25 protein-coding genes are annotated in these 23138 nt (G+C 74.3%); 11 read left to right on the plus strand and 14 right to left on the minus strand.

The genetic code is table 11. The features are described from left to right. The coding region (locus DLJ47_RS34850) for a cysteine desulfurase family protein (RefSeq protein WP_109906565.1) at positions 1-1175 on the minus strand (1175 nt) is incomplete at its 3' end. Positions 1176-1348: 173 nt separating this feature from the next. On the opposite strand from DLJ47_RS34850, the gene DLJ47_RS34855 reads away from it, so the two are divergent. Further along, on the plus strand, positions 1349-1609 hold the full coding sequence (locus tag DLJ47_RS34855; protein WP_109906567.1) for an anti-sigma factor: 261 nt from the start codon (positions 1349-1351) through the stop codon (positions 1607-1609). Between the two features lie 62 nt (positions 1610-1671). On the opposite strand, the gene DLJ47_RS34860 is transcribed toward DLJ47_RS34855, so the two are convergent. The 5 genes from DLJ47_RS34860 to DLJ47_RS34880 form a co-directional block, all read right to left on the minus strand. Continuing rightward, positions 1672-4380 carry an HAD-IC family P-type ATPase gene (locus tag DLJ47_RS34860; protein WP_109906569.1) on the minus strand — a complete coding sequence of 903 codons (2709 nt, stop codon included), beginning with the start codon at positions 4378-4380 and terminating at the stop codon, positions 1672-1674. A 169-nt stretch (positions 4381-4549) separates the two neighbouring features. Continuing rightward, positions 4550-5509 (minus strand): electron transfer flavoprotein subunit alpha/FixB family protein, encoded by a 960-nt coding sequence (locus DLJ47_RS34865; protein WP_109906571.1) that lies wholly within the window; start codon positions 5507-5509, stop codon positions 4550-4552. Positions 5510-5520: 11 nt separating this feature from the next. Next, positions 5521-6300 (minus strand): electron transfer flavoprotein subunit beta/FixA family protein, encoded by a 780-nt coding sequence (locus DLJ47_RS34870; protein ID WP_109906573.1) that lies wholly within the window; start codon positions 6298-6300, stop codon positions 5521-5523. Between the two features lie 379 nt (positions 6301-6679). Beyond that, positions 6680-7093 carry a hypothetical protein gene (locus DLJ47_RS34875; protein ID WP_199236139.1) on the minus strand — a complete coding sequence of 138 codons (414 nt, stop codon included), beginning with the start codon at positions 7091-7093 and terminating at the stop codon, positions 6680-6682. Then, positions 7090-7887, minus strand: coding sequence for a GNAT family N-acetyltransferase (locus DLJ47_RS34880; RefSeq protein WP_109906575.1), 798 nt, complete (start codon positions 7885-7887; stop codon positions 7090-7092). Before DLJ47_RS34880 ends, DLJ47_RS34875 begins: the two co-directional genes overlap by 4 nt. 40 nt (positions 7888-7927) lie before the next feature. On the opposite strand from DLJ47_RS34880, the gene DLJ47_RS34885 reads away from it, so the two are divergent. Genes DLJ47_RS34885 through DLJ47_RS34895 form a run of 3 tightly spaced genes read left to right on the plus strand, consistent with a single transcriptional unit; the run spans position 7928 to position 9132 of the window. Further along, on the plus strand, positions 7928-8320 hold the full coding sequence (locus DLJ47_RS34885; protein ID WP_088995627.1) for a YidH family protein: 393 nt from the start codon (positions 7928-7930) through the stop codon (positions 8318-8320). Continuing rightward, positions 8317-8697, plus strand: a complete 381-nt coding sequence (locus DLJ47_RS34890; protein ID WP_199236140.1) for a DUF202 domain-containing protein — start codon at positions 8317-8319, stop codon at positions 8695-8697. The genes DLJ47_RS34885 and DLJ47_RS34890 overlap by 4 nt, the downstream gene beginning before the upstream one ends. A 27-nt stretch (positions 8698-8724) precedes the next feature. Continuing rightward, positions 8725-9132 (plus strand): PLD nuclease N-terminal domain-containing protein, encoded by a 408-nt coding sequence (locus DLJ47_RS34895; RefSeq protein ID WP_109906577.1) that lies wholly within the window; start codon positions 8725-8727, stop codon positions 9130-9132. Positions 9133-9209: 77 nt separating this feature from the next. Here the strand turns inward: DLJ47_RS34895 and DLJ47_RS34900 are convergent, their stop codons facing one another. Both DLJ47_RS34900 and DLJ47_RS34905 read right to left on the minus strand, forming a co-directional pair. Then, positions 9210-10832, minus strand: a complete 1623-nt coding sequence (locus DLJ47_RS34900; RefSeq protein WP_109906579.1) for an acetolactate synthase — start codon at positions 10830-10832, stop codon at positions 9210-9212. Positions 10833-10930: 98 nt separating this feature from the next. Then, positions 10931-11704 (minus strand): enoyl-CoA hydratase/isomerase family protein, encoded by a 774-nt coding sequence (locus DLJ47_RS34905; protein ID WP_109906581.1) that lies wholly within the window; start codon positions 11702-11704, stop codon positions 10931-10933. A gap of 110 nt (positions 11705-11814) precedes the next feature. On the opposite strand from DLJ47_RS34905, the gene DLJ47_RS34910 reads away from it, so the two are divergent. Beyond that, positions 11815-12291 (plus strand): DUF6232 family protein, encoded by a 477-nt coding sequence (locus tag DLJ47_RS34910; protein ID WP_088995632.1) that lies wholly within the window; start codon positions 11815-11817, stop codon positions 12289-12291. A 3-nt stretch (positions 12292-12294) separates the two neighbouring features. On the opposite strand, the gene DLJ47_RS34915 is transcribed toward DLJ47_RS34910, so the two are convergent. Beyond that, complete coding sequence (locus DLJ47_RS34915) at positions 12295-12696, minus strand: nuclear transport factor 2 family protein (RefSeq protein ID WP_109906583.1); 402 nt, start codon at positions 12694-12696, stop codon at positions 12295-12297. Positions 12697-12779: 83 nt separating this feature from the next. On the opposite strand from DLJ47_RS34915, the gene DLJ47_RS34920 reads away from it, so the two are divergent. Together DLJ47_RS34920 and DLJ47_RS34925 are read left to right on the plus strand one after the other, a co-directional pair. Continuing rightward, positions 12780-13262, plus strand: a complete 483-nt coding sequence (locus tag DLJ47_RS34920; RefSeq protein ID WP_109906585.1) for a DUF6232 family protein — start codon at positions 12780-12782, stop codon at positions 13260-13262. Positions 13263-13302: 40 nt separating this feature from the next. After that, positions 13303-14031, plus strand: a complete 729-nt coding sequence (locus DLJ47_RS34925) for a hypothetical protein (protein ID WP_109906587.1) — start codon at positions 13303-13305, stop codon at positions 14029-14031. A 15-nt stretch (positions 14032-14046) separates the two neighbouring features. Here DLJ47_RS34925 and DLJ47_RS34930 read toward each other — a convergent pair whose 3' ends face one another. After that, positions 14047-14505 (minus strand): rhodanese-like domain-containing protein, encoded by a 459-nt coding sequence (locus DLJ47_RS34930; protein WP_109906589.1) that lies wholly within the window; start codon positions 14503-14505, stop codon positions 14047-14049. Positions 14506-14577: 72 nt separating this feature from the next. Here DLJ47_RS34930 and ftrA point away from each other — a divergent pair, with 72 nt between their 5' ends. Continuing rightward, positions 14578-15576, plus strand: coding sequence for a transcriptional regulator FtrA (ftrA, locus tag DLJ47_RS34935; protein WP_109906591.1), 999 nt, complete (start codon positions 14578-14580; stop codon positions 15574-15576). Between the two features lie 57 nt (positions 15577-15633). On the opposite strand, the gene DLJ47_RS34940 is transcribed toward ftrA, so the two are convergent. After that, positions 15634-16248 carry a hypothetical protein gene (locus DLJ47_RS34940; RefSeq protein ID WP_233258184.1) on the minus strand — a complete coding sequence of 205 codons (615 nt, stop codon included), beginning with the start codon at positions 16246-16248 and terminating at the stop codon, positions 15634-15636. A gap of 186 nt (positions 16249-16434) precedes the next feature. On the opposite strand from DLJ47_RS34940, the gene DLJ47_RS34945 reads away from it, so the two are divergent. Further along, on the plus strand, positions 16435-17787 hold the full coding sequence (locus DLJ47_RS34945; RefSeq protein WP_109906593.1) for an AfsR/SARP family transcriptional regulator: 1353 nt from the start codon (positions 16435-16437) through the stop codon (positions 17785-17787). Positions 17788-17864: 77 nt separating this feature from the next. Here the strand turns inward: DLJ47_RS34945 and DLJ47_RS34950 are convergent, their stop codons facing one another. After that, positions 17865-18761, minus strand: coding sequence for a ribokinase (locus tag DLJ47_RS34950; RefSeq protein WP_109906595.1), 897 nt, complete (start codon positions 18759-18761; stop codon positions 17865-17867). Between the two features lie 22 nt (positions 18762-18783). Continuing rightward, positions 18784-19626: an ABC transporter ATP-binding protein gene (locus DLJ47_RS34955; RefSeq protein ID WP_109906597.1), complete on the minus strand. Its 843-nt coding sequence runs from the start codon at positions 19624-19626 to the stop codon at positions 18784-18786. A gap of 131 nt (positions 19627-19757) precedes the next feature. On the opposite strand from DLJ47_RS34955, the gene DLJ47_RS34960 reads away from it, so the two are divergent. Further along, positions 19758-20783, plus strand: a complete 1026-nt coding sequence (locus DLJ47_RS34960) for an ABC transporter ATP-binding protein (protein WP_109906599.1) — start codon at positions 19758-19760, stop codon at positions 20781-20783. Then, a complete protein-coding gene (locus tag DLJ47_RS34965) occupies positions 20780-21793 on the plus strand; it encodes an ABC transporter permease subunit (protein WP_109906601.1) in 1014 nt (337 codons plus the stop codon). The genes DLJ47_RS34960 and DLJ47_RS34965 overlap by 4 nt, the downstream gene beginning before the upstream one ends. 87 nt (positions 21794-21880) lie before the next feature. Here the strand turns inward: DLJ47_RS34965 and DLJ47_RS34970 are convergent, their stop codons facing one another. Continuing rightward, entirely contained in the window at positions 21881-23056 is a 1176-nt protein-coding gene (locus tag DLJ47_RS34970; RefSeq protein WP_109906603.1) for an ROK family transcriptional regulator, read from the minus strand. Between the last annotated feature and the right edge of the window lie 82 nt (positions 23057-23138).

Consider the following 23138-nt stretch of genomic DNA (forward strand, 5'->3'; position numbering starts at 1 on the left):
GAGCCGGTGAGGGTGTTGGCGGCGGTCCGGCGGGCGCGGTCGACGGCGGCGGGGAGAGCGGCGATCAGGGCGTCGACGTCGGCCGAGGTGCTGGTGTGGCCGAGGGTGAAGCGCAGCGAGGAGCGGGCCCGGTCGTCGTCGGCGCCCATCGCAAGCAGCACGTGCGAGGGCTGGGCCACCCCGGCCGAGCAGGCCGACCCGGTCGAGCAGGCGATCCCCTGGGCGTCCAGCAGGAGCAGCAGGGCGTCACCCTCGCAGCCCGGGAAGGAGAAGTGCGCGTTGCCGGGCAGCCGGCCGGCCGGGTCGCCGTTGAAGACCACCTCGGGCACCGCCTGCCGGACCCGCTCCACCAGGTCGTCGCGGAGGGCGGCCACCCGGGCCGCGTAATCCTGCTGGCCCTTCACCGTCGCTTCCACGGCGACCGCGAAGGCCACGATGCCCGCGGTGTCCAGGGTGCCGGAGCGGACATCGCGCTCCTGGCCGCCGCCGTGCAGCAGCGGGGTGGCCGGCACGTCCCGGGCGAGCAGCAGGGCACCCACCCCGGCCGGCCCGCCGAGCTTGTGCCCGGTGACGGTCAGCGCGGCGACCCCGCTGGCGGCGAAGTCGACCGGCACCTGGCCGACCGCCTGGATGGCGTCGGTGTGGAACGGCACACCGTACTCGGCGGCGACGCCGGCCAGTTCGCTGACCGGCTGCACCGTGCCGACCTCGTTGTTCGCCCACATCGCGGTGACCACGGCCACCCGGTCGCCGTGCTCGGCCAACTCAGCACGGAGCGCGTCGGGGGTGAGCCGGCCCGCCTCGTCGACCGGCAGCCAACCCACGTCGGCGCCCTCGTGCCCGGCGAGCCAGTCGACCGCGTCGAGCACCGCGTGGTGCTCGACGGCGCTGGAGACCACCCGGTTCCGCCGCGTGTCGGCGCCCCGGCGAGCCCAGAAGATGCCCTTGACCGCAAGGTTGTCGCTCTCCGTGCCGCCACCGGTGAAGATCACCTCGGACGGCCGGGCACCGAGCGCGGCGGCCACCCGCTCCCTCGACTCCTCCACCCGGCGACGGGCACGACGACCCGCCGCGTGCAGGGAGGACGCGTTGCCCACCTCGCGGGCGGTGGTGACGTACGCCTCCAGTGCCTCGTCGAGCATCGGCGTGGTCGCGGCGTGATCCAGGTAAGCCATCACGACTCAGCCTACGACCGCCGACGGATCGGCCGGACGCCGGAGGCCGGCCGGCACCGGGGCAGGGAGGGCGCACTCCCCGCCCCGGTGCCCCGGGCGGCCAGCGAACGCTCGGGCACGGCCGTGACGACGATGTTGTCGCGGTACCGCCGGACGCCGCCGGCGAGGCCCGGGTGTTCGACAACCGGCGGCTGCACCTGCACGTGGCGAATCTCCCGGCGGCCCCGGGGTACTACGAGGTCTGGCTCATCAACCCACGGACCATGGAGATGTTCTCGGTCGGTGTGCTCGGTGACCCGGCGGACGAGCTACTCCCGTTGCCACCGAACGTCGACCTTCAGGCATACTCGGTTGTCGACGTTTCCGCCGAGCGGTTCGACAACAACACCGCCCACTCCGGCGAGAGCCTGTCGAGGGGCACCCTGACGGGCTGATCGGCGGGCCGGCTCAGCTCCCCGGCCCGCCGATCAGCTCCCCACCGCCGGTCCCGCTCGGCTCAGCCCAACCGGCGGCCGAACCAGCCGAACCGCTTGTCGAGCGCCACGACGGCGGAGACCAGCGCGGCGATGCCGAAGATCCGCAGCCACGCCGTCCCGCTGATCGGGGCGGTCCGGAACAGGTCGTTGAGCACCGGCAGGTAGGTCAGCGCCAGCTGGGCGAGGGCCTGTGCCAGCACACCGACGATCAGCCAGCGGTTGCTGAACAGGCCGAGCCGCCACGGCGACCGGGTCAGCGAGCGGCAACTGAACAGGTAGCCGGCCATCACGACGACGAACAGGTTCACCGCCGCGGTGCGCGCCTGCGCCAGCTCCGACCCGGCGTTCAGCTCCCACTCGAACAGCCCCCAGGCGCCGACCACCAGCAGCGCGGAGACCAGCAGGACGCGGACCACCAGCGCGGCGGTCAGCAGCGGCTGTTTCGGGTCGCGCGGCGGGCGGTCCATGATCCCCGGTTCCTTCGGCTCGAAGGCCAGCGTCAGGCCGAGCGCCACGGCGGTGGTCATGTTGATCCACAGGATCTGGCTGGGCAGGATCGGCAGCACCGTGCCGAGCACGACCGCCACCAGGATGACCATGCCCTCGGCGGCGTTGGTGGGCAGCGTCCAGGTGATGAACTTGGTCAGGTTGGCGAAGACGCCGCGCCCCTCCTCGACCGCCGACTCGATGGTGGCGAAGTCGTCGTCGGTGAGCACGATGTCGGAGGCCTCCTTGGCCACCTCGGTGCCGCTGCGCCCCATGGCCACCCCGATGTTGGCCTGCCGCAACGCCGGGGCGTCGTTGACCCCGTCGCCGGTCATCGCCACCACCTGGCCGGCGGCCTGCAGCGCCTCCACCAGCCGCAGCTTCTGTTCCGGCGAGACCCGGGCGAAGACCGACGCCTGGCGTACCGCGGCGGGCAGCTCGGCCGCCGGCAACGTCGCCAGGTCCGTCCCGGTGAGCACGTCACCCGGGCCGGGCGCGCCCGGGAGCAGGCCGAGCCGGCCGGCGATGGCGGTCGCGGTGGCGCGATGGTCCCCGGTGATCATCTTCACCGCCACGCCCGCCCGCTGACACGACCGCACCGCGGCCGCGGCGGCGGCCCGGGGCGGGTCGAGCATCGCCTGCAGGCCGGTGAACACCAGCGTGCCGGGCAGTTCCTCCGCCACCAGCCCGTCGTCCGGGCCGACCGGGCGCATCCCGGTGGCCAGCACCCGCAGCCCGTCGGCGGCCAGCTCGTGCGCGGCGGCCAGCACGGCCTCGACGTCCAGCGGGCCGGTCGAGCCGTCCTCGCGCAGCGCCGCGGTGGACCACTCGACCACCCGCTCGACCGCCCCCTTCACCAGCACCACCCGGCCGTCCTCGCGCCGGTCGTGCAGGGTGGCCATGTACTGCCGCTCGGAGGTGAACGGGACGGTGGCCAGCCGGGGCAGTTCCTCGGCGACCCGGTGCCGGCTCAGCCCCACCTTGGCGCCCACCACCAGCATGGCCCCCTCGGTGGGGTCGCCCAGCACCGCCCAGCGGCCGTCCTGCTCGTCCAGCCGGGCGTCGTTGCACGCCACCCCGGCCAGCAGGGACCAGCGCAACGCCCCCGCCCCGGTCGGGGCCGGGCCACCCTCGGCGTCCCGGATCTCACCCGTCGGGGTGTAGCCGGCGCCGGAGACCTCGTAGCGGCCCTCTGGCGTCCAGAGCAGCTGGACCGTCATCTGATTCTCGGTCAGCGTGCCGGTCTTGTCGGTGCAGATCACCGTCGTGCTGCCGAGCGTCTCCACGGCCGGCAGGCGCCGGACCACGGCCCGCCGGCGGGCCATCCGGGACACCCCGATGGCCAGTGTGATGGTCACCGCGGCGGGCAGCCCCTCCGGGATCGCGCCCACGGCCAGCGCGACCGCGGCGGTGAAGGTCTGGCCGGCGTCCTGGCCGCGCAGCAGGCCGATGCCGAAGGTCACCGCGGCCAGCACCAGGATCGCCACGGTGAGCAGCCGGCTGAACCGGGCCAGCTGCACGGTCAGCGGGGTGTCCAGCACCCGCGCGCCGCCGACCAGCCGGTGGATCCGGCCCAGCTCGGTCTCCGCCCCGGTGGCCACCACGACGCCGGCCGCCGAGCCGCCGGTGAGCAGGGTGCCGGAGTAGAGCAGGTTGCGGCGGTCGGCCACCGGCGTCTCGGCCGGTACGACCAGCTCGTCCTTGCGGACCGGCAGCGACTCGCCGGTCAGCGCCGACTCGTCCGCGCGCAGCTCGGCGGCGTGCACCAGCCGCAGGTCGGCGGGGACCTTCTCGCCGGCCTCGACCAGCACCAGGTCACCGGGGACCACCTCGGTGGAGGGCACCCGCCGCTGGCGCCCGCCGCGCACCAGCCGCGCTTCGGTACGCACCATCGCCCGCAACGCGTCGAGGGCCGCCTCGGCCCGGGACTCCTGAAGGAAGCCGACCACCGCGTTGACCACCACCACCCCGAAGATCACGGCGGAGTCGACGTACTCGGCGAGCAGCAGGGTGACCACGCCGGCGGCGATCAGCACGTAGATGAGCGGGTTGTGGAACTGCCGCAGCAGCCGCCGGAACACCCCGCCCTGGGTGGCCCGAGGCAGCAGGTTCGGCCCGAACCGGCGGAGCCGGTCGGCCGCGTCCGCCTCGGTCAGCCCGTGTTCGACGTCCGTCCCGAGCAGCAGCACGACCTCGTGCGCGGCCAGGGCGTGGTGGTCACCCTCGGGCCTGGGGGCGGGCATGTCGCGCTCCTTCGTCCATCGGCGGGCGGGGGTGCGCGGGGGTGCTCCCCCGATGGTCCCAGTTCCGGCTACGCCGCGGGTCGTTCCCGGGAACGTGGAGGGTCGGGACCGGAACGCGGAAGGCCGGAACCGCGGCGCGGTTCCGGCCTTCCCTTGCTCGAGCCTCAGCTCACTTGCGCTTGCGGATCTCCTCCGCGGCCTGCGGGACCACCTTGAACAGGTCGCCCACCACGCCGAAGTCGGCCAGCTCGAAGATCGGCGCCTCGCCGTCCTTGTTGACCGCGACGATGGTCTTCGAGGTCTGCATGCCGGCCCGGTGCTGGATCGCGCCGGAGATGCCCAGCGCGATGTAGAGCTGCGGGGAGACCGTCTTGCCGGTCTGGCCCACCTGGAACTGGTGCGGGTAGAAGCCGGAGTCCACCGCCGCCCGGGACGCGCCGACCGCGCCGCCGAGCAGGTCGGCCAGCTCCTCGACCAGCTTGAAGTTGTCGGCGTTGCCGACGCCGCGGCCACCGGAGACGACCACGGACGCCTCGGTCAGCTCGGGACGCGAGCCCTTCTGCTCGGCGACCCGGTCCACCACCTTGGCCAGCTTGTCGGTGTCGGCCACGGTGACGGTGAGCTGCTCGACCGCCGGGGTGGCGGCGGCCGGCACCGGGTTGACCGAGTTCGGCCGGAGGGTGACCAGCGGCAGGCCGCGGGTGACCTTGGACTTCACGATGGTGGAGCCGGCGAAGGCCACCTGGGTGGCGGTGCCGTCGGCGTCCAGCGCGACCACGTCGGTCAGGATGCCGTTGTCCAGCTTGACCGCCAGCCGGGCGGCGATCTCCTTGCCCTCCTGGGAGGAGGCGAGCAGCACGGCCGCGGGCTCGACCCGCTTGACCAGCTCGGCCAGCACGGTGGCCTTGGGCGCCACCAGGTAGCCGTCGATCTCCTCGCTCTCCGCGGCGTAGATCTTCGCCGCGCCGTACTCGCCCAGCTTGGCGCTCAGCGCCTCGGCCGCGCCGGCGCCGCCGAGCACCACCGCGCTGGGCGTGCCCAGCTCGCGGGCGAGGGTGAGCATCTCCAGGGTGACCTTCTTGACGCCGAATTCCCGGGTGGCTTCGACGACGACGAGAACCTCAGACATGTCCGGACCCCTCACACGAACTTCTCGGTGGCGAGGAACTCGACCAGCTTGACGCCGCCCTCGCCCTCGTCGGTGATCTTGGCGCCGCCGGAGCGCGGCGGCCGCTTGCTGTGCTCCAGCACGGCGCTGGTCGCGCCGTCGAAGCCCACCTCGGCCGGGGCGACCCCGAGGTCACCGAGGGAGAGCGTCTGCACCGGCTTCTTCTTGGCGGCCATGATGCCCTTGAAGGACGGGTAGCGCGGCTCGTTGATGGTGTCCCAGACGGAGACAACGGCCGGGGTCGAGGCGGTGACCACCTCGTAGCCCTCCTCGGTCTGCCGCTCGACGGTGAGCGTGCCGCCGTCGACGGTGAGCTTGCGGGCGCCGGTCAGCGCCGCGACGCCCAGCCGCTCGGCGATCATGTGCGGCAGCACCTGGACCCGGCCGTCGGTGGACTCGGCGCCGCAGATGACCAGGTCGGCGTTGAGGGTGCCCAGCGCGGCGGCGAGCACCTTCGAGGTCGCCACGGCGCAGGACCCGTGCAGCGCGTCGTCGACCACGTGCACGGCCTTGTCCGGCCCCATCGAGAGCGCCTTGCGGATCGACTCGGTCGCCCCGCCCGGACCCATGGTCAAGATGGTGACCTCGCCGCCGTGCGCCTCCTTGATCTTCAACGCCTCTTCGATGGCGTACTCGTCCATCTCGTTGATGACGTTGTTCGCCGAACCGCGGTCGACGGTGTTGTCGTCAGTACGCAGGTTGCGGTCCGCGCCCGAGTCGGGCACCTGCTTGACGAGTACGACGATGTTCATCGCGCTTCGACGACCCTCCTGTTTGGTGTAGCGATCGCTCGCCCGGTCTGGGGCGCAGCCTCGCGCGTCGGGTGACGCCGGTCAACCGCGGGCTGCTGTGCGGTTGCCCACGACGCCATGTTACCTGCCAGTAGCATCGCACCTCCGGCCACTCAGAGTGACACAGCTCACCGACCGCCCCGGAGCCGGGTAAGCTGGCAAATTGGGAGGTATCGGGACATGCCAGGACAGCGCGTGCCGGGGCGGACGGCTGCGACCCGGCTCGGCTGCCGGCGGACGCTGCCCGAGTCGTACCGCTGCGCCTGCGGCCGGATCCGCGACCGCTGTGTGCGGGCGGCCGTCCGGGCGCTCTGGTCTTCGGCGCCGTCCGCCGGCCCGCTCAGGCCGGCTCGTCCAGCGCGTCCCTGATCCGGTCGATGACCGCCGCCTCGGCCGGCGCGACACCCCGGTGGGCCTGGGCCACCCGGTCCGCGGCGGCCAGCACCACCGAGCGGTAGACCGACACGTCCTGCGGGGCCTTCTCGCGCAGGATCCCCATCGCCCGGCCCAGCGCCGGCAGCACCACCGACTCGACCTCCAGCGCCGAGTCCCGGGGTAGCTTCGGCAGCGGACCGGTGGTCAGCGCCTCCTTCACCACGCCGCTGGCGCCCGACATCGCCCCGGAGGCGGCGAAGCTCTCCCGGAACAGCGCCAGCATGCCGGGATCGGCGTTCGAGACCAGGAAGACCGCGCCGAACGCGCCGGTCTTGAGGGTGAGTAGCTCCTCGGCCGTCAACCGCTGCTGCATGATCACGGAGTGTAGACGTACGGCGTGGTGGTGGTGACCGGGACGAGGCCGAGCCGCTCCAGGATCGGCCGGCTGTCCGGCGAGGCGTCCACCTGCAGCAGGGTCCGGCCGCGCTGGGCGGCCAGCCGGGCCCGGTAGGTGACCAGCGCCCGGTAGATGCCCCGCCCCCGCCACCCCGGCAGCGTCGAGCCGCCCCACAGGGTGGCGAAACCGGTGTCCGGCACGTACCGCACCCAGCCCGCGCAGACCACCGTGTCCGCCGCCTCCGCCACCACCACGGTGATCGACTGCGGGTCGGCGGCGATCTCCTTGGCCAGCCCGTCAGCCAGGTGGCTCCGGTCTGCCTGCCAGACCTCCTCCTCCATCGCCACGATCCGGTCCAGGTCCGCCCGGGCGGTCACCTCACGCAGGCGTACGCCCTCGGGCAGCACCGGCAGCGCGGCGGCGAGCGGCGCGGCCGGGCCGATCACCACGGTCTCCAGCTCCTCCGGCACGAAGCCGGCCGCGCGCAGCCGGTCCGGCAGGTCCGCGGGCTGGTCGTGGCCGTGCAGCTTCCACTCCACCTGCTCGCCCCGGCGCCGGAAGAACTCCACCTGGCGGGCGATCAGCTCGTCCAGCGCCGCGCCGGTCAGCCCGCCGAGGTCCCGGTAGGTGAGGAAACCGCCGTGGTCGAGGCCGAGGATCCGCACCAGGGGGCCGTCCCGCTCCACCGTCACCCCGGCCGGCAGCGGGTCCGGCACGGCGGCGCGCAGCTGGTTGTCGTACGCGTTCCGCAGGGTCGTCACATCAAGATCCGTCACCTGTCCAGGCTAGGCCGGGCCGCCAACGGATAATCGGGGTGTGTGGCAGTCGATCAGGCGGTGGTTCGACCCGCGGGAGTTGCGGTCCGTCGGCAGCACCCCGGACTACCGGTTCTCGCTGGCCAACGAGCGGACCTTCCTGGCGTGGCTGCGCACCGGGCTGGCGCTGGTGGCCGGCGGGCTGGCCGCCGCGCAGTTCCTGCCGCCGCTGCCGGTGGCGCACCTGCGCGAACTGATCGCCGTGGCGCTGCTGCTGCTCGGCGGCGCCGTCGCCATCCACGCCGTCGACCACTGGGCGCGCACCGAACGGGCCATCCGGCTCGGCGAGGAACTGCCCGCCTCCCGCTTCCCGGCGGTGCTCGCCCTGACCATCGGCCTCGGCGCGGTGCTGCTGGTGGCCGCTGTGCTCGCCCGGGCCTTCGGCGACTCGTGAGCGCCGACGACCGGGCGCCCGACCCCTCGGAGCCGCCGACGCCGGCCGGCGCGGCGGGGCCGCCGGCCCGACCGGTCGGAGCGCGTGACCCCGGGCTGCAACCCGAGCGGACCCGGCTGGCCTGGCGGCGGACCGCGCTGACGCTGACCGTGGTCCTGCTGCTGACCCTCCGGCTCGCGTTCCCCGCCGGCCTGGTCGGCGCGCTGCTGGCCGGGGCGGCGCTGCTCGGTTGGGGCGCGGCGGTCACCGTCTGCTGGCCCCGGGCCGCCGCCGCCGGCCCGACCCGCACCGGCGGCCGGACGCTACCGCTGGTCGCCCTGGCCACCGCCGGATTCGCGCTGGTCGGCACCGCGCTGGTGCTACGCGGGCTGTGGTGACCGGCGCCCGTGCGCCATCATTGACGCATGGCCCGGCTGTACGTCCTCCTCTTCCTGGCGCAGATCGTCCTCGCCGTCTGCGCCCTGATCAGCTGCCTGTCCGCCGAGGAGGGCGAGATCCGCGCCCTGCCCCGGATCGCCTGGGTGCTGATCATCCTGTTCTTCCCGCTGCTCGGCTCGATCGCCTGGTTCGTCGCCGGCCGGGAGACCGCGGGCGCCCGCCCCCGGCCGGCCTGGCCGGTGGGGAACGGCAACGCCTCGCGGAAGCCGGCCCGGCCGGTCGCTCCCGACGACGACCCCGAGTTCCTGCGCTCGATCGAGGAGCGCTCCCGGCGGCAGGATTCCGAGCTCTTCCGCCGCTGGGAGGAGGACCTGCGCCGGCGCGAGGAGGACCTGCGCCGCCGCGAGGGCGAGGAGGACCGCCCTCCGGCGTAGCGCCGGCCAACAGCCGCGGGTGAGAACGCGCGGCCGCCGCCGTCACCGGGCTCCCGGCGACGGCGGCGGGCGGTGGATCAGGCCAGGTTCGACGAGCGGGGGTACGCGTCGGCCGGGTCGGTGAGCACGTTCACCAGGTAGGGCACCCCGGCGTCGAAGGCCCGCTGCAGGGCCGGCCCGAGGTCGGCCGCCTTGGCGACCGTCTCGCCGGCGCCGCCGAGCGCCGCGACCACCTGGTCGTAGCGCAGCTCGGGCTGAAGGTCGGCGGCGACGTCGTAGCCGTACATGGCGCGCATCGGGTGCTTCTCCAGCCCCCAGATGCCGTTGTTGCCGACCACGATCACCACCGGCAGCCGCTGCCGCGCGAGGGACTCCACGTCCATCAGCGAGAAGCCGGCCGCGCCGTCGCCCATCAGCACGCAGATCTGCCGGTCCGGGTGGCTGACCCGGGCGCCCATCGCGTAGCCCATGCCGGTGCCGAGGCAGCCGTACGGGCCGGGGTCGAGCCAGGTGCCGGGCTGCGCCGGCTCCAGGTAGCGGCCGGCGTACGAGACGAAGTCGCCACCGTCGCCGATGGTGATGGCGTCACGGGCGAGCACCTTGCGCAGCTCGCCGTAGACCCGGGCCGGGCGGATCGGGTCGGTCTCGGCGGCCATCTCCTCGGCGTCGCGGGCCTTCGCGGCGTCCTCGGCGGTGCGCAGCTCGGCGATCCAGCCGGCGTGGTCGGCCCGGTCGCCGGGGTGCTCGGCCAGCGCGCTGAGGATCAGCCGCAGGTCACCGGCGGGCGCGGCGGCCGGCTGCACGTGCCCGGCCCGCTGGCTCGGCGCGTCGACGATGTGCACCACCGTGGCGTCGCCGAAGTCGCCGAAGCTCAGCCGGAAGTCCAGCGGGGTGCCGATCACCACGACCACGTCGGCGCCCTTGAGGGCCACCCGGCGGGCCTTGGCGAAGGCGAGCGGGTGTTCCGGCGGCAGCGCGCCCCGGCCCATCCCGTTGGTGAAGACCGGCACCTGCAACGCCTCGGCCGCGGCGCGCAGCGCGTCGACCGCGTCGCCGGCGTAGACGTCGGAGCCGGCGATGATCACCGGGCGGCTCGCCGCCGCGATCAGCTCGGCCGCCGTGCGCACCTCGTCCGGGTCGGCTTCGACGGGCGCGATGCCGGGCAGCGCGGGCAGTTCCGCGTCGGCGACCGAGAAGACCGCCTCCAGCGGGAAGTCCAGGAAGACCGGGCCGCGGTGCGGGGTGAGCGCGGTGGTCAGCGCCGCGGTCACCGCGCGCGGGATGTCGTCGGGGCTGAACACCGTCTCGGCGTGCTTGGTGACCGGGGCGACCAGCGGCAGGTGGTCCATCTCCTGCAGGCTGCCGGAACCCCAGCGGAACTGCGGGGCCCGACCGCCGAGCACCAGCACCGGTGAGGCGTTGAAGTACGCGCTGGTCAGGCCCGAGATGCCGTTGGTGACGCCGGGGCCGGCGGTGAGCACGGCCAGGCCGGGGCGACGCTGGAGCTTGGCCACCGCCTCGGCGGCGAAGACGGCGGACTGCTCGTGCCGGACGTCGTAGATCGGGAAGTCGTTCTTGTGCGCGGCGTCGTAGAGCGGGAAGACGTGCCCGCCGGAGAGGGTGAACATCTCCCGCACCCCGTACGCGCGCAGCGCCGCGAGCGCCAGCTCGCCGCCGTGACCTTCGATCCGCTCCGTCATGCCGCTTCCCTTCGTCGCCCGGCCGGAGTCACACGCTACTGGCCGGTAGGCCGAATGTGAACCGCCGCCTGCCGGCGGCGGTTCACCGGCGCAGGGGGTCACCGGCCGGTGAAGTCCGGCTTGCGCTTCGCCACGAACGCGGCCATGCCCTCGCGCCGGTCGTCGGTGGCGAACAGCGCCGCGAAGAGCTGGCTCTCCCAGGCCAGGCCGGAGTTGAGGTCCATGTCCAGGCCGCCGTCGACGGCGAGCTTCGCGGCGCGCAGCGCCTGCACCGGGCCGGTGAGGTACGGGCGCACCAGCTCGACAGCGGTGTCGTAGACCTCGGCGGCCGGGGCGACCCGGTCGGCCAGGCCGATCCGCAGCGCCTCCTGGGCGTCGACCATCCGGCCGGACATGATCAGATCCTTGGCCCGGGCCGGGCCGACCAGCCGGGCCAGCCGCTGGGTGCCACCCGCGCCGGGGATGATGCCGAGCTTGATCTCGGGCTGGCCGAGCTTGGCCTCTTCGGCCACCACCCGCCAGTCGCAGGCCAGCGCCAGCTCGCAGCCGCCGCCGAGGGCGTAGCCGGTGATCGCCGCGACGACCGGCTTGGGGATCCGGGCGATCGCGCCGAGCGCGCTGGACAGGTCGGCCGCCCGCGCCGCCATGTCCACGTAGGACATGTCGGCCATCTCCTTGATGTCCGCGCCGGCGGCGAAGACCTTCTCCCCGCCGTACACGATGACCGCGCGGACAGCCGGGTCGGCGGTGGCCGCCGTCGCGGCGGCGCGCAACTCCTCCTGCACCTGGGTGTTCAACGCGTTCATCGGTGGCCGCTCCAGGCGGATGGTGCCGATCCCGTCCTTGGTCTCCAGCCGCACGAACTCGCTCACGCGCACCCTCACTTCCTCGTCGAAGTCGCGAGCCAACCTTACGGCGCGAGGCGGCGGGGTAAGTAGTCTGGTATCAGCCCCGCTCAGGGAGTCCAGCGATGAGACCAGCGATGATCACGTACTACGACGACAGGTCGGTCCAGGTCACCTCCACCGCCGTACGGGTGGACGGCCGGACGTTTCCGCTCACCGAGATCAGCCTGGTGTGGCACCAGCGTGGCAGCCGGTCCTGGCGGGTGCTGGCCGGTCGGGGGGCGATCGGCGCGGCGCTGGCCGGGCCGCTGGTCGCGGCCGCGCTCGGCATCGCGCTGGCGCTCTGGCTGGACCGCTCGCCCACCGTCACGATCGCGATCGTCGGCGCCTCGGTGCTGGTCGGGCTCGCCGTCGGGCCGGTCGCCGACTTCCTCTTCGAGCACCTGGACCGCTCGTACGCCCGGGGCAGCCGGCAGCTGGAGCTCTGGGCGCGCTGGCGCGGCCACCCGGTACGGCTGCTGCGGACCGGCGACGCGCTGCGCTTCGGCCAGATCTACCGCGCGGTGCAGCGGGCGGTGGAACGCAGCCAGCCGGCGGCGGCCCGCCGCGGTTAGCGCTCAGAACTCGATCGGACCGTCCGGCAGCATGCCCAGCCCGCGCAACAGGCCGAACAGGTCCTGCTCGCCCCAGAACTGGACGATGACGCCACCGGCCAGCCGGTACATCTTGCAGGCGCTCTGCACAGCGGTCGCGCCGGTGGCGTCCCGCCGGTAGGTCTGCGCCAGCGAGACCACGACCCGGTCACCCGCGGCGAAGAGTTCGACGATCTCCTGGTCGAGCACGGTCAGCCCGGGCGAGGCGACCGCCTGCTCGACGAAGTGCCGGCCCCGCACCGCGGTGCCGGAGCCGTGGATGGCCACGTCCTCGGCCACCACCGCGCGTACCTCGGCCAGGTCCTTCGTCACGAAGGTCCGCAGGTAGCGGCGGACCGCCTCGATGTTGCGCTGCTGCTCGGTCATCCGACCGGACGCTACCCGACCCGCGCCCGTTCGGCGGACGGCGGCACGGGCGCCACGTTGCCGGGAAGTGCTAGAGCTTAGTGATGACCCTCTATTACCGGGACGACGCGGTGCAGGTGACCTCCGAGTCGATCCGGGCGGGTGGCCATACCGTGGCGATCGCCGACCTGACGTACGTCTGGCATGACCGCGGACGGACCACGGCGGCGGTCCGGGGGCGGGTGCTCGGCCGGGGCGTGCTGGTCCTGCTGTTGTCGCTGCCGCCGCTGCTCGCGGTGGTCTGCGTGCTCTCGCTGGCCTGGTCGGCGCAGAACCGGGGCGAGTGGCGGCTGGCGCTGGTCATCCTGGCCGCGTGCGCGGTCGCCGCGCTGGCCCTGACCCCGTTCCTGGAGGTACCGCTCGGCTGGCTGGACCGCTCCTACGAGCGCGGCAACCGGGTACACGAGCTCTGGGTGCAGCACCACGGGCGGGAGGAGCTGCTGCTGCGGACGCCGGACGCGCTGCGGTTCGGCCAGATCTACCGCGCCGTGCAGCGGGCCGTCGAGCAGCACGGGCCGGTCGGCTGACGCCGGGCGGTTGTCGCGGCGACGACGCACACTTGGTGCCATGGCGATTCCCCTCCCCCGGCCGGCCGCGGTCGTCGGTCTCACCCGCTCCGCCCTCGACCAGGCTCTCGGTTCGGCCGCGTCGTTCGCCGCCGTGCCCGTCCGCGCGTTCGCGGTGCTCGACGGGGTGGAGGCCCTGCTGGCGCGGATCAACGGCGTGGTGGACCGGATCGAGCAGACGCTGGACCGTACCGACCGGGTGCTCACCGACGCCGAGGCCGCGGTCCGCGAGGTCGCCGTGATCAGCGCCGCCGCGACCGCCGCGATCGACACCGCTACCGAGGTGGCCGCCGCGGCCACGGTGGTGGTCAACGAGGCCGACAAGGTGGCCCGGACGGCCGCCACGGTGGTCGCCGAGGCCGACTCGGTGGCCGGTCGGGCGACAGCCACGGTGGGCACCGCGGCGGAGGCGGCGGCCACCGCCGCGGAGCTGCTGGCCGCGTACGAGCCGGCGCTGCGCCGGGCCGCGCCGATGGCGAACCGCTTCGTCGAGCAGCTCAGCCACGAGGAGGTGACCGCCGCGATCCGGCTCATCGACGAGCTGCCGAAACTCAAGCAGCACCTGACCTCGGACATCCTGCCCATCCTGGCCACCCTGGACCGGGTCGGCCCGGACCTGCACGACCTGCTCGACGTGACCCGCGACCTGAAGCTCGCCGTGGCCGGCATCCCCGGGCTGAACATGCTCCGGCGGCGGGGCGAGAAGCTCACCGACGACGCCGACGGGTGACCGGCCCGGCGGCGGTCAGCAGTCGCAGGTGGCGGTGGCCCGCGGCGCGGTCAGGTCGTCGACCGGGCGGCGGGTCAACCCCGTCGCGGTGACCACCGGCAACCCCTCGCGCACCCAGTACTCGTACCCGCCGAGCAGTTCCTTGACCGCGAAGCCGAGCCGGGCGAACTCCAGCGCGGCCCGGGTGGCGCCGTTGCAGCCCGGGCCCCAGCAGTAGGTGACCACCCGGGACCCGGCCGGCACCAGGCCGGTGGCCCGCCCGGCGATCTCGGCGGTCGGCAGGTGCACCGCGCCGGGCAGGTGCCCCTGGGCCCAGGCGGCGGCGCCCCGGGAGTCGACCACCACCAGACCGGGCGTCCCGGCGGTCAGGTCGGCGTGCACGTCGCTGACGTCGGTTTCGAAGGTCAGCCGGGCGCGGAAGTGGGCGGCGGCGACCGTCGGCTCGGCGGCCGGTACGGCGAAGGTCTGCGTCATGCCCACGATCCTCCGGCGATCTGGGCCGGCCGGGCGAGTGGCGGGAACGACGACGAGCGCTAACATCCCGCCATGTCCCTGCGCGCTCCGGCCGACCGCAGCGTCGCCGTGCTGGCGTACCCGGGGATGTCGGTCTTCGAGACCGGCATCGTCACCGAGGTGTTCGGGCTGCCCCGGCCCGAGTTCGACGTCGACTGGTACCAGCTCACCGTCTGCGCCGAGCGTCCCGGCCCGGTGCCGGTCGTCGGCGGGGCCAGCCTGCACACCCCGTACGGGCTGGACGTGCTGGCCGGCGCCGCGACGGTGATCGTGCCCGGGGTGCCGGACGTCACCGTCGACCCGTCACCGGAACTGGTCGCCGCGCTGCGCCGGGCGCACCGGGCCGGCGCCCGGATCATGTCCATCTGCTCCGGCGCGTTCGCCCTGGCCGGCGCCGGGCTGCTGGACGGCCGGCGGGCCACCACCCACTGGCGGTACGCGGACCTGCTGGCCCGCCGGTACCCACGGGTCGAGGTGGACCCGGACGTGCTCTACCTCGACGACGGTGACCTGCTCACCAGCGCCGGCAGCGCGGCCGGCCTGGACCTCTGCGTGCACCTGGTCCGCCGGGACCACGGTGCGGCCATCGCCAACGCGGTCGCCCGCCGGCTGGTGATCCCGCCGCACCGCGACGGCGGTCAGGCCCAGTTCATCGAGGCGCCGGTGACCGTCGACCCGGACGACGACCGGATCGCCGGGAGCATCGCCTGGGCCCTGGCGCACCTGGCGGAGCCGGTCACCGTCGACCGGCTGGCCCGGCAGGCGCACATGTCGCCGCGCACCTATCTGCGGCACTTCGCCCGGGCCACCGGCACCAGCCCGATCCGCTGGCTGGTCGACCAGCGGGTCCGGGCCAGCCTGCCGTTGCTGGAGGGCACCGACGCGCCGGTCGAGGAGATCGCCACGGCGGTCGGGTTCGACAGCCCGGTCACCTACCGCCACCACTTCGGCCGGGCCATGCGCACGTCGCCGTCGGCGTACCGCCGGGCCTTCCGCAGGAGCACGGCGGTCCGCCCACCCGGTACCCCGTGAACCGGGCCGGGTCCCGCCCGGCCGGGCGGACGGGCGGGACCCGGCCGGGCGGCAGGCTCAGTCCACGTCGGTGCAGACGTCGTGCGTGGTGCCGCGCACCATCGTGATGGTCTTCTCGAACGTCGGGGTGAACTCGACCCGGAACACCCCGTCCACCAGCCACAGGCCGCGCGGCAGCGAGCCGGCGTTCTCCCGGAAGCCGAGCAGCACCGGCCCGACCACGTACCAGGTCATCGAGCCGTCCGTGCCATGGACGACGAGCGCGGAACCACTGGCGTCCGCGAAACTGGTGGCCCCGGTCTCCAGGTTCTTCACCTCGCTGATCAGGGCGCCGGTGTAGATCTCCCGCTTCGGCGAGCCGTCCGGATAGGTCTCCAGCACCAGCTTGCGTACCTCGTCCACCACGGGCTGGACGCGGACGGCGAAGTCGCACCGCGCCCCGGCGGGCAGTTCGAACGGCTCCTGCGGCGCCGGCACCCAGCCGCCGAGCCGGCTCGCCTCGGCGAGCGCGGCCGCCAGTTCGGCCGGCACGGCCGGCGCGCCGGCGGGCGCAGCCGCCGGCTCGGCCGGCACGGTCGGCGGGTTGGCGGGAGCGGCGGACGCCGCCGTCGCCCCACCCCCGACGAACATCGCAGCCGCCAGGACCGTTCCGACACTCGTTCTCCAACGCATGTTCTCTCCATCTGTTCTCGGACGGTCGGACCGGACCAGGGTCGTCGGCACCACTGACCACGTCCTGACCGTCACGGCCCCGGCCGCCCGGCCCGGCCCGGCCGAGCCGCCCGCCGGTACCCGGGAAATCACCAGCCGCTCACCGGACCGGCAACCGTCCACGGCGGCCAGATGGTCTGACCAGGTATGGACTTCCGACTGCTCGGCCCCTTCGAAGCGCGTCAGGACGACCGGCCCGTCGAGTTCGGCAGCCGCCGGCAGGAACGGTGCATCCTCGGCGTTCTCCTGCTCGACCCGGGTCGCCTGGTCAGCACCGACCGGCTCATCGAGCTGCTGTGGCACGGCCAACCGCCCGCCTCGGCCCGCGGCGCCGTGCACACCTACATCGGCCGGCTCCGCGCGTCGCTGGCGCCCCATCGGGTCCGCATCACCACGCGCGGTGAGGGCTACCTCGTGGAACCCGACGGGCACCGGATCGACGTCGAGGAGTTCAGCGGTCTCGTCCACCAGGCGAGCGGCACCGCTGATCCGGCCGAGCGCGTACGTCTGCTCGACGAGGCACTGGGGCTCTGGCGGGGGCCGCTGCTCGCCGACACGGCCGACGACGAACTGCGCGGTCGGCTGGGCAGGCCGATCGAGGAGCTCCGGCTCACCGGCGTCGAGCTAAGGGCCGAGGCGCGGCTCGCGCTGGGCCACCAGGTTCGCGTGATCAGCGAGTTGACCCCCATGGTCACCCGGTACCCGACCCGGGAGCGGCTGGTCGCCTCGCTGATGACCGCGCTGTACCGGGCCGGCCGGCAGGCCGAGGCGCTACAGCTGTACCGGACGACCCGGCGGACGCTCGTGGCCGAGCTCGGCGTCGAGCCGGGGATGCGGCTGCGGGAGGTGCACCGGCGGATCCTCCGTGCCGACCACCGGCTCGACCGGCCCGACCTGCCCGTCTACGAGGTACGCGTGCGTGGCGAGAGCCTGCCGTGGAGCGTCGGCGGGCATCCGGCGTTGGAGTTCTGCAACACCTTCGCCGGCTGGGGACACGAGCCACCGCTGCCGGGGGCGGAGTGGCTCCGCGGCTACCCGACCCTGGCGGTCTGGGCCGGCCACGTGGGACTGATCGACGACGTGGCGGTGCGGCGACTGCTCGATCTGGCCCGGCGGAGCCCGGGCGAGGCCGCCGCCGCGCTCGACGAGGCCCGCGCGCTCCGCACCCGGCTGTACGCCTGCCTGACCGATCCGGAGGACCGGAGTGCCTTCGACGCCGTCGCGCGGGCCGCGGAGGCGGCCGCGAAGGTGATGGTGCTCCGGCGGGAGCCGGACGGCCGAGGGCGGTGGTGGCCCGATCTCTCGGCCGGGCTCCGGCTGCCCGTGCACGCCGCGGCATGGAGCGCCGCCGCGCTGCTGGCCGATCCACGTCGACTCACCGTCCGCGCGTGCCCGGACGAGCGGTGCGGCTGGCTCTTCCTCGACGAGAGCGGCCTACGCCGCTGGTGCAGCCTGGCGACCTGCGGCCGGTCGGCCGGGCAGGCGCCGTGCAGCGCCTGAGCGGGTCCGGAGCGGCCAGGCTGGTGGCGGGAACGGCGCGGTCGAACCGGAGCTGGACGCCCCTGGTCCCTACCTGATCAGGCGGGAACGTACAGCTCGTCGATCTCGGCCCGGCGGGGCAGCGCCACCGATGCGCCCAGCCGCCGGGCGCACGCCGCGCCGGCGGCGGCCGCCCAGCGCACCGCGTCGACCAGGTCCCGACCCTCGCCCCAGGCGACCGCGAGGGCGGCCGTGAACGCGTCGCCGGCGCCGGTGGAGTCGACCACGTCGACCTTCACCGCCGGCACGTGCACGTCGGCGCCGTCCCGGTCGCCGTACCAGGCGCCCTCGGCACCGAGGGTGAGCACCGCCCGGGGCACCACGTCGAGCAGGGCCCGCGGCTCGTCCCGGCCCCGGCCGGTGAGCGCCCGGGCCTCGTTCTCGTTGACCACCAGCAGGTCCACCGCGGCCAGCAGCTCGGCGGGCACCGGCCGGGCGGGCGCCGCGTTGAGCACCACCCGGGTGCCGGCCGCGCGGGCGGCCAGCGCCGCGGCGGTCACCGTCTCCACCGGCACCTCCAGCTGGGCCACCAGCACGTCCGCGTCCCGTACGGCGGCCAGTTCGGCCTCGGTGAGCCCGGTGAATGCGCCGTTCGCGCCAGGGGTGACCAGGATGGCGTTCTCCCCGTCGGCGTTCACCATCACCAGGGCGACGCCGGAGGCCCCGTACACCACCCGCAGCTGGCCGGTGTCCACGCCGGCCGCGGTGATCCTGGCCCGCAGGGTGACCCCGAACGAGTCGGAGCCGATCGCGCCGAGGAAGGCGCAGGCGGCGCCGGCCCGGGCGGCGGCGACCGCCTGGTTGGCGCCCTTGCCGCCGGGCACCGTCACGAAGTCCGTGCCGAGCAGGGTCTCGCCCGGCCGGGGCAGGGCTGGAGCGGTGGCCACCAGGTCCATGTTGGCGCTGCCGACCACGACCACCCGGGTCTGCCGCACGCTGGCCTCCCTACCGCGGCCCTCAGGCCGCGCGAGCCGTGTACCGGTCGCCGGACCGCTGGACCACCAGCGGCAGGCCGAAGGTCTTGGAGAGGTTGTCCCCGGTGAGCGTCTCGCCGAGCAGCCCCTGCGCCACCACACCACCCTCACGCAGCAGCAGCGCGTGGGTGAAGCCGGGCGGGATCTCCTCCACGTGGTGGGTGACCAGCACCATCGCCGGGGCGTCCGGGTCCTGCGCCAGCTCGGCGAGCCGGGCCACCAGGTCCTCCCGGCCGCCGAGGTCGAGCCCGGCCGCGGGCTCGTCGAGCAGCAGCAGCTCCGGGTCGGTCATCAGGGCACGGGCGATCTGCACCCGCTTGCGCTCCCCCTCCGACAGGGTGCCGTAGCTGCGCTCCGCGAGGCCGCCGACGCCGAGCTGGCCGAGCAGCGCGCGGGCGCGGGCCTCGTCGGTGGGGTCGTAGCTCTCCCGCCAGCGACCGACCACCGACCAGGCGGCGGTCACCACCACGTCGGTGACCCGCTCGTCGGCGGGCACCCGCTCGGCGAGCGCGGCGGTGGAGAGGCCGATCCGGGTGCGCAGCTCGGTCAGGTCGGTACGGCCGATCCGCTCGCCGAGCACGTGCGCGACGCCGGTGGTCGGGTGCAGCCGGCCGGCCGCGATGTTGAGCAGGGTGGTCTTGCCGGCGCCGTTCGGGCCGAGCACGACCCAGCGCTCGTCCAGCTCGACCCGCCAGGTGAGGTCGTGCAGCAGGGCGGTGCCGGACCGGCGTACGCCGACGCCGTCGAGGCTGACCACCAGATCCGCGTCCACGGGCGGGGGTGCGGGTGCGGCGCCGCCGGCGCCGGGGATCAGGTCACCAGTCACCCGACCATCCAACCACGCAGCGCCGCGGTGCCCCCCATGGGCGGCGGGCCGGCCGTATGGTGGGGCGCCGTGTCGTTGGTCACCCCACCCGGAGGACGGTTCATGGCCGGTCGGAGCAGGGAGCCGCGCGGATGAGCGCGGTCATCGAGATCGAGGGTCTGCGCAAGACCTTCCACAGTCTGCGGCACGGCCGCCGGGTCGCGGTCGACGGCTTCGACCTGCTCGTGGAGCCCGGTCAGATCCACGGCTTCCTCGGCCCGAACGGCTCCGGCAAGACCACCACGCTGCGCGCCCTGCTCGGCCTGGTCCGCGCCGACGCGGGGCGGATGACGGTGCTCGGCGCGCGGTCGCCGGAGCAGCTGCCCCAGGTGTCCGGGCGGGTCGGTGCGATCGTGGAGAGCCCGCAGTTCTTCGGCAACTTCACCGCCCACCGCACGCTGCGGCTGCTCGCCCGGGCCGGCGGCGTTCCGGTCTCCCGGGTCGACGAGGTGCTGACCCAGGTCGGCCTGTACGACCGCGGCCACGAGCGGGTCAAGGGCTACTCGCTCGGCATGAAGCAGCGCCTCGCCGTCGCCTCCGCCCTGCTCAAGGACCCGGAGCTGCTGATCCTCGACGAGCCGGCGAACGGGCTGGACCCGGCCGGCATCCGGGAGATGCGGGACCTGATGCGGTCGCTGGCCGCCGCCGGGGTGACCGTGCTGGTGTCCAGCCACATCCTGGCCGAGATCCAGCTGATCTGCGACCACGTCACGATCATCTCCCGGGGCCGTCGGGTGGCGGCCGGCCGGGTCGACGAGGTGCTGGCCGGCTTCGACCGGCACGAGTTCCTGGTCCGGGTGGCCGAGCCGGCGCGGGCGGTCGAGCTGCTCGGCGCCGCCGGGCTGGCCGCCACGGCGCACGACGACCACCTGACCGTGGCCGACGTGACCGACCCGACAGTGGTCAGCCGCACTCTTGGTGAGCAGGGCATCTGGGTGAGCGAGCTGACCCCGCTGCGGCCGGACCTGGAGAGCGTCTTCCTGGAGCTGACCGGCACGGCCGGGCATCCGGGGGTGCCCCGGCAGGTGGACGACTCGGTGCTGCCCGCTCGCCCGACACGGGACGCGACGATCGACCTCGAGGCGGGGGTCGGCGAGACCAGAGGAGTGGACGCGTGAACCTGGTCCGTGCCGAACTGGAGCGGCTGAGCGCCCGGCGCTTCGTCCAGCTCATGGTCGTCCTGCTGGTGCTGGCCTTCGGGATCACCGCGGCGACCACCCTGGCCGGCTCGCACCGGCCCACCGCCACCGAACTGGCCGAGGCACAGCGGCAGGCGGCCGAGGAGCGGCGCAACCTGGAGGTCATCCACGAGCAGTGCCTCGCCCGCGAGCGCGGCGTGCTGCCGCCGGAGCAGGCCGACCAGTACTACCCGCCCAACTGCAGCGAGGTGGACCCGGCGCTGCGGGACCGGCTGCCGGTGGCCGCCGACTACCTGGTCGGGGTGTTCACCTTCGCCACGGAGGCCCGGCCGCTGCTCTACTTCCTGATCGCCTTCCTGGTCCTCTTCGGCTTCCTGGTCGGCGCCTCCTACATCGGGGCCGACCTGAACTCCGGCGGCGTGGTCAACCTGCTGCTGTGGCGGCCACGCCGGATGACGGTGCTCGGCGCCAAGCTGGGCACGCTGCTGGGCGGGGTGCTGGCGCTGTCGCTGGTCGCTTCGGTGGTGTACCTGGGCGCCTTCTGGTTCATCGGGCAGGCCGCCGGGCAGCCGGGCCACCTCGACGAGGAGTTCTGGCGGTCGCTGGGGACGCTCTGGGGTCGCGGGCTGGTGCTGGTGCTGCTGGCCACGGCGCTCGGCTTCGCCATCGCCACCCTGGGCCGGCACACCTCGGCGGCGCTCGGCGCGGTCGCCGCGTACCTGGTGGTGTGGGAGCTCGGCGCCCGGCTGGTGTTCGAGATCCTGGAGGTGGCCCGGCCCGACCAGCTGATGCTCTCCAGCCACCTGGCCGCCTGGCTGACCGGGCGGGCGGAGTTCTGGGACAACCGGGCCTGCGCCGGCGTCTTCGACGGCAGCTGCGACGGCTTCTACGCGTTGACCTGGGCGCCGGCGCTGGTCGTACTGGTCACGCTGACCGCCGCGCTCACCGCGGCGGCCTTCGCCCTGTTCCGCCGGCGGGATCTGATCTGAGCTGGCCGGGCACCCGGTCGGGGTGCGGCAAGACCTTGCAGCACCCCGACCAATGGTGAAGAATTCCTTCACATGACGGACGCCGGTTCAGCCGACGGTGGAACCGAAGACCTCGTCGCGGACGGCGTCCAGCGCGGTCCGCAGCGCACCGTTGAGGATCGGCTCCTCGGTCAGCCCGGTCGGCACCACCCGGGGCCGGACCAGGGTGATCGCCGCCACCTCGTGCTGCACCCGCTCGGCCAGCGCCGCACCGCCCGCCTGGCCGACCTCGCCGGCGAGCACCACCAGCGGCGGGTCCAGCACCACGCAGGTGCTGGCCACGCCGAGCGCCAGCCGCCGGGCCAGCTCGTCGAGCATCGGGCCGCCCGCCGTACCGTCCGCGATCGCCGCGCGCACCGCCGTGGTGGCGCTGTCGTCGGGGTAGCCGTGCTCGCGGGCCAACGCGCGCACCGCGTCCCCACCGACGAGCTGCTGGAAGGCCGGCTTGGCCCGGCGGGACACGTCACGCGGGATGGGCGCGCCGGGCACCGGCAGGTAGCCGATCTCGCCCGCGGCGCCGCTGCTGCCGTGGTGCAGCCGCCCGCCCAGCATGATCGCCAGACCGACGCCCGCGCCGACCCAGACCAGCACGAAGTCGGTCACCCCGCGGGCGGCGCCGGACTGCGCCTCGGCCACCGCGGCCAGGTTGACGTCGTTCTCGAAGACCACCGGGGTGTGCAGGTCCTCGCGGAGCGCGCCGAGCAGGCCGCTGTGCCAACGCGGCAGGTTGAAGGCGAAGGTGATGTCCCCGGTGGCCGGGTCGACCAGACCGGGGGTGCCGAGCACGATCCGCCGGACGCTCGACAGCTGGGCCTGCGCGCTGCTGGCCGCCTGGACCACCGCGTTGTGCACCACGCCGACCGGGTCGTCCGTGTCCCGGGTGGACTGCTCGACCCGGCCGATCACCGCGCCGGTGATGTCCGCGCAGGCGGCGACCACCCGGTCCGGGCCGACGTCCACCCCGACCACGTGCGCGCTGCCCGGCCGCACCGCATAGAGCTGGGCGTTCGGTCCCCGCCCGCCGGCCTGCTCGCCGACCCGGGTGACCAGCCCGCGCTCCTCCAGCCGCTCGACCAGCTGGGAGGCGGTGACCTTGGACAACCCGGTCAGCTCGCCGAGCCGCGCCCGGGTCAGTGGCCCCTGCTCGAGCAGCAGTTCCAGCGCGGCGCGGTCGTTGAGCGCCCGCAGCAGGCGGGGGGTGCCGGGCAACCGGGTCGCACTCATGCCACGTCCTTCTGCTTCTATAAACTTTGCTAACTGTAAACCGACCGGTGAGCGGGTAGCCGTAGCGTATCGGCCACCCGGC

It is taken from the genome of Micromonospora sp. S4605 (genome assembly GCF_003176715.1).
GTDB classification, from domain to species: Bacteria; Actinomycetota; Actinomycetes; order Mycobacteriales; family Micromonosporaceae; genus Micromonospora; species Micromonospora echinaurantiaca.